At 74.5% G+C, this 5828-nt stretch carries 5 protein-coding genes; 1 reads left to right on the top strand and 4 read right to left on the bottom strand.

What is annotated here, in order from left to right; translation table 11 throughout:
* The 4 genes from QM572_RS15280 to hutH form a co-directional block, all read right to left on the bottom strand.
* On the bottom strand, positions 1-660 hold a 660-nt coding region (locus tag QM572_RS15280; protein WP_415094606.1), incomplete at its 3' end, for an amidohydrolase family protein.
* Positions 657-1880, bottom strand: coding sequence for an allantoate amidohydrolase (locus QM572_RS15275; RefSeq protein ID WP_415094604.1), 1224 nt, complete (start codon positions 1878-1880; stop codon positions 657-659). The genes QM572_RS15280 and QM572_RS15275, both read right to left, overlap by 4 nt.
* Entirely contained in the window at positions 1873-3552 is a 1680-nt protein-coding gene (gene hutU, locus QM572_RS15270; RefSeq protein ID WP_415094602.1) for a urocanate hydratase, read from the bottom strand. Before hutU ends, QM572_RS15275 begins: the two co-directional genes overlap by 8 nt.
* Positions 3549-5117 carry a histidine ammonia-lyase gene (hutH, locus tag QM572_RS15265; RefSeq protein ID WP_415094600.1) on the bottom strand — a complete coding sequence of 523 codons (1569 nt, stop codon included), beginning with the start codon at positions 5115-5117 and terminating at the stop codon, positions 3549-3551. Before hutH ends, hutU begins: the two co-directional genes overlap by 4 nt.
* Positions 5118-5212: 95 nt before the next feature.
* Here hutH and QM572_RS15260 point away from each other — a divergent pair.
* Positions 5213-5828: IclR family transcriptional regulator (locus QM572_RS15260; RefSeq protein WP_415094598.1), on the top strand; the 616-nt coding region annotated here is incomplete at its 3' end.

The raw sequence follows: 5828 nt of genomic DNA, 5'->3' as shown, positions 1-5828 counted from the left end.
CTGCGCCGCCACCGCCGGGAGCGCGGCGGCGGGGACGGCGCGGACCGAGTGCGCGGCGACGCCGATCCTCGCGGTGTCCTCCGGGGCGGTCAGGGCCGAGACCCGCTCCCGCCAGGCCTCCGCGGTGCCGTCGGAGAAGCGGCGCTGCACGCCCTCGGGCGCGTCGCCGAAGCCGCTGGAGAGGTAGAGCGTGTCGAGCAGCGTGATCCGGATGCCGGCGTCGCGCGCGGCCGCGAGCAGCGCGTGCCCCATCGCGTTGGGGTCGTCGTAGGGCCTGCCGTCCGGCTGGTGGTGGAGGTAGTGGAACTCCCCCACGGCGGTGTACCCGGCCGCGAGCATCTCGGCGTAGGTCGCGCGGGCCAGGTCGTAGTAGAGGTCCGGGTCGAGGCGGCCGGCGACGGCGTACATCTGCTCGCGCCAGGTCCAGAAGGTGCCCCGGCCCGCCTGGGCGCGGCCGCGCAGCGCACGGTGGAAGGCGTGGCTGTGGGTGTTGGCGAGGCCGGGGAGGGTGAGGCCCGGGACACGTACGACGCCGGCCGCGCCGGCCGCGCCGCCTGCGTCGGGGGTGACGGCAGTGAGGCGGCCGTCCTCGATCTCGACGAGGACGCGATCGCGGACCGTGCCGCCGACCCAGGCCCGCTCGAGCAGGTTGCCGGTCACGTGACCAGCCCGGTCAGGGCGTCGGCGAGGGCGACGACGCCGGCGAGGCAGTCGGCCGTCTCCGCGCGCTCGTACGGCGAGTGGGAGACGCCCGACGGATTGCGGACGAACAGCATGGCGGTCGCGATGCCCGCCTCCTGGAGGATGCCGGCGTCGTGGCCCGCCTGGGTGGGCAGCACCGGCACGCCCCCGAGCCGCGCGGCGAGCCGGTCGCGGAGCGCGGGGTCGAAGGCGACCTCGCCGCTGACCGACTCGGCCGTCACCGTCACGGTCGTGCCGTCGCGCCCGGCGCGCTCGGTCGCCTGACGCTCGATGTCCGCGACCAGCGCGGCCAGCTCGGCGTCGGACTCGGCGCGGGCGTCGAGCCAGGCGGTGACCTGCGACGGCACGGCGTTGGTGCCGCCCGGGCGCACGTCGAGCCGGCCGAACGTGGCCCGCTGCCCGCGCACCCGGGCCTGCTTGTTGGCCGCGAGCGCCGTCATCGCGAAGGTCAGCATCGGGTCGGCGCGGTCCTCCATCCGCGTGGTCCCGGCATGGTCGGCGCGGCCGGCGATGTCGTAGCGGTAGCGCCCGTGCGGCCAGATGCCGTCGTGCACCCCGACGGGCGCGTCGAGGTCGATGAGCCCGCGGCCCTGCTCGACGTGCAGCTCGACGTAGGTCGCGACGCCGTCCAGCAGCCCGGACCCCGTGCCGTCCCCGGCGCCGTCTCCATCGTCCCCAGCGTCGCCGGGGCCCTGGACCACGTCGCCGAGCCGGACGCCCTCGCGGTCGGTCAGCTCGCGCGCCGCGTCCCAGGTCGCCGCGCCGACGGCGAGCCGGGAGCCCAGGCAGGCCCGGCCGAAGCGGGAGCCCTCCTCCTCCACGAACGCGGCGACGCCGAGCCGCCGGGTGGGCGCCACGCCGCGCTCGCGCAGGAGGTCGAGAGCGGCGAAGGCGGAGACCACACCGAGCGGGCCGTCGTACGCGCCTCCGTCGAGGACGCTGTCGAGGTGGGACCCGGTGAGCACGGCCTCCGTCCCGCGCTCGTGTCCGGGGAGCCACGCGGCGAGGTTGCCGAAGGGGTCCTCCTCGACCGTCAGCCCCCGCGCGGCGGCAGCCTCGCGGAACCACGCGCGGAGCTCGAGCTCGGCGGCGTGCCAGGGCTGCCGGACGTAGCCGCCCGTGGACGCCGAGCGGCCGATCGGCGCGAGGTCGCGCCACATCCCCTCGAAGTCAGCCATGCATCGGGATCCTGACCCCGCGCTCGGCGGCGACCTCGCTCGCCCGGTCGTAGCCGGCGTCGACGTGGCGCAGGATCCCCATGCCGGGGTCGTTGGTCAGCACGGCCTCGATCTTGAGCGCCGCGAGCTCGGTGCCGTCGGCGACACACACCTGGCCGGCGTGGATCGAGCGGCCCATCCCGACGCCGCCGCCGTGGTGGATCGAGACCCAGGTCGCGCCCGACGCGGTCGCGGTCATGGCGTTGAGCAGCGGCCAGTCGGCGATCGCGTCCGAGCCGTCGAGCATGGCCTCGGTCTCGCGGTAGGGCGAGGCGACCGAGCCGCAGTCGAGGTGGTCGCGACCGATCACGATGGGCGCGCTCAGCTCGCCGCTCGCGACCATCTCGTTGAACTTCAGCCCGGCGAGGTGCCGCTCGCCGTAGCCGAGCCAGCAGATCCGCGCCGGCAGCCCCTGGAAGTGGACCCGCTCCTGCGCCATCTTGATCCACGTGTGGAGGCGCTCATACTCCGCCTTCTCTTGGGGAGGGAAGAGCTCGAGGATGGCCTCGTCGGTCTTGCGGATGTCCTCGGGGTCGCCCGAGAGCGCCGCCCAGCGGAAGGGACCCTTGCCCTCGCAGAAGAGCGGACGGATGTACGCCGGCACGAAGCCCGGGAACGCGAAGGCCCGGTCGTAGCCGCCCTTGCGCGCCTCGTCCCGGATGGAGTTGCCGTAGTCGAAGACCTCGGCGCCGGCGTCCTGGAACTCCACCATCGCGCGCACGTGCGCGGCCATGGAGGCCTGGGCGTCCTTGGTGAAGCCGGCCGGGTCGGCCTCGGCGCGGGCGTGCCACTCCTCGAACGGCACGCCGGCCGGGAGGTAGGACAGCGGGTCGTGCGCGGAGGTCTGGTCGGTGACGATGTCGATCGGCGCCCTCATCTCCAGCAGCCGCGGGAAGACCTCGGCGGCGTTGCCGAGCAGCCCGATCGAGAGGGCGCGTCGCTCGTCGCGCGCCTCGACGGCGAGGGCGAGGGCGTGGTCGAGGTCGTCGGCCCGGACGTCGAGGTAGCGATGGTCGAGCCGCCGCTGGATCCGGGAGTCGTCGACGTCGACGCAGATCGCGACGCCGTCGTTCATCGTGACGGCCAGCGGCTGGGCGCCGCCCATGCCGCCGAGGCCGGCGGTGAGCGTGATCGTGCCGGCGAGCGTGCCTCCGAACGACGTGTCGGCCAGCGCGGCGAAGGTCTCGAAGGTGCCCTGGAGGATGCCCTGGGTGCCGATGTAGATCCACGACCCGGCGGTCATCTGGCCGTACATCGTCAGGCCGAGCTCCTCCAGCCGGCGGAACTCCTCCCAGTTCGCCCAGTCGCCGACCAGGTTGGAGTTGGCGATGAGGACCCGCGGCGCCCAGCGGTTCGTCTTGAGCACGCCGACCGGCTTGCCGCTCTGGACGAGCATGGTCTCGTCGTCCTCAAGGTCGCGCAGGGTGGCCACGAGGGCGTCGTACGCCTCCCAGCTGCGGGCCGCCCTGCCGGTGCCGCCATAGACGACGAGGTCCGCAGGGGCCTCGGCGACCTCGGGGTCGAGGTTGTTCATCAGCATCCGCAGCGGCGCCTCGGTCTGCCAGGACTTGGCGGTGAGCGTGGCGCCGGTGGGGGCGTGGATGGGGAGGCGGGGGTTCTGCTCGGTGGTCATCGAAGGTCTCCGATCACGCTCGCGACGGCCGCGGTGACGGAGCGGCCGGCGACGAGCTGGTAGGCGGTGTCGATCTCGGGGGCGAGGTAGCGGTCGGTGCCGGGGCCCGCGACGCCGGCGTCGCGGAGCAGGGCGATGACGGCGCCGGTGGCAGGACTGGGGGTCAGCGGCGCGCGCAGGTCGAGCGCCCGGGCAGCGGTCATGAGCTCGACGGCGAGGACGCGGGTGAGGCCGTCGACCGAGCGGCGGAGCTTGCGCGCGGCCGACCACCCCATGGAGACGTGGTCCTCCTGCATCGCGCTGCTCGGGATGGAGTCGACGCTGGCGGGGGTGGCGAGGCGCTTGAGCTCGGAGACGATGGCGGCCTGGGTGTACTGCGCGATCATCAGGCCGGAGTCGACACCCGGGTCGTCGGCGAGGAAGGGCGGCAGGCCGTGGTTGCGGGCCTTGTCGAGGAAGCGGTCGGTGCGCCGCTCGGCGATCGAGGCGAGGTCGGCGGCGACGATCGCGAGGAAGTCGAGGACGTAGGCGACCGGGGCGCCGTGGAAGTTGCCGTTGGACTCCACCCGGCCCTCCCCCGTCTCCGGGTCGATCAGGACGACCGGGTTGTCGACGGCCGAGGCGAGCTCGCGCTCCGCGACGGTCAGCGCGTGGGCGACGGTGTCGCGGACGGCGCCGTGCACCTGGGGCGAGCAGCGCAGGGAGTAGGCGTCCTGGACGCGGTTGCAGTCCGGGCCGCGGTGCGACGCGACGACTCCGGAGTCGCGCAGGATCGCGGTGAGGTTGGCCGCCGAGGCGGCCTGGCCGGGGTGCGGGCGGATCGCCTGGAGGTCGGCCGCGAAGACGCGGTCGGTGCCGAGCTGGCCCTCGACCGACATGGCGGCGGAGACGTCCGCGACGCGGAGCAGGTCGGTGAGGTCGTGGATCGCGAGCACGAGCATGCCGAGCATCCCGTCGGTGCCGTTGATCAGCGCCAGGCCCTCCTTCTCCTGCAGCTCCACGGGGGCGAGCCCGGCGTCGCGCAGCGCGGTGGCGGCGTCGGCCAGTGTGCCGTCGGCGGCCCGGACGGGGCCCTCCCCCATCAGCGCGAGAGCGCAGTGCGCGAGCGGCGCGAGGTCGCCGGAGCACCCGAGCGAGCCGTACTCGCGGACCACCGGAGTGATGCCGTGCGTCAGCAGTCCCGCGAGCAGCTCGGCCGTCTGACGTCGTACGCCGGTGCGGCCGGTCGCCAGCGTCGAGAGCCGCAGCAGCATGAGAGCCCTGACGACCTCGCGCTCGACCTCCGGCCCGCTGCCGGCCGCATGGGAGCGGACGAGCGAGCGCTGCAGCTGCGTGCGGAGCCCGGGCGCGATGTGGCGGGTCGCGAGCGCGCCGAACCCCGTCGAGACGCCGTAGTGCGGGGTCTCAGAGGCGGCCATCGCCTCGATCACGCCCCGCGCCCGGTCGATCGCCTCGAGGGCGTCCTCGGAGATCCGGACTCCCGCTCCGCGGCGGGCGACGCGCACCACCTCGTCGAGGGTCAGCGGGCCACGGCCGACGACGACTGCTTCGGGGGCGGTGTCCATGCGCTCCATTCAAGGGGCGTGCGCATGCCGGGCGGAATGGCCTGCCTAGAATTTGAGTCTCGGATACGAGACAACGAACGGGGACGGAGGACGCCGTGGGCCAGGTCCCGGCCGCGACCAAGACCCTGCGGGTGCTGCGGCACCTGGCCAGCCAGGTCGATCCCGTGCCGCTGGAGTCGATCATGCGCGCGTGCGACCTGCCGCGCAGCAGCGCGTACCACCTCGTCAACGCCATGATCGGCGAGGGCTTCGTGGTCCATCTGGCCGAGGAGCATCGCTACGGGCTGGGCGTCGCCGCCTTCGAGGTGGGGAGCGGCTACCTGCGCCAGGAGCCGCTACAGCGGCTCGCGCGCCGCTCGCTCGCGCGGCTGGTCGACGAGATCGTCCACAGTGCCCACCTGGCCGTCCTCGACGGGCGCGACGTGCTCTACGTGGTCGAGGAGCGGGCACCGGGCCGGCCGTCGCTGGTCACCGACGTCGGCGTCCGTCTCCCCTCGCACCTGACGGCCAGCGGCCGCGCCATGCTGGCCGAGCTGCCGCCGGCACAGGTCCGCGCGCTCTACCCCGACCGCACCGCCTTCGCCGACCGCACGGGCGTGGGCCCGCAGTCGCCGACCGCCCTGCGCTCGCTCCTCGCCGAGACCCGCCGTCGCGGGCACGCCGTCGAGGACGGCGAGGTCACCGCCGGGCTGGCCAGCGTCGCGGCCGCCG

It is taken from the genome of Nocardioides sp. (assembly GCF_047607365.1).
GTDB lineage: Bacteria > Actinomycetota > Actinomycetes > Propionibacteriales > Nocardioidaceae > Nocardioides.
Note: the sequence above shows the minus strand (reverse complement) of the source record. Positions and strands in the feature narration are given on the sequence as shown.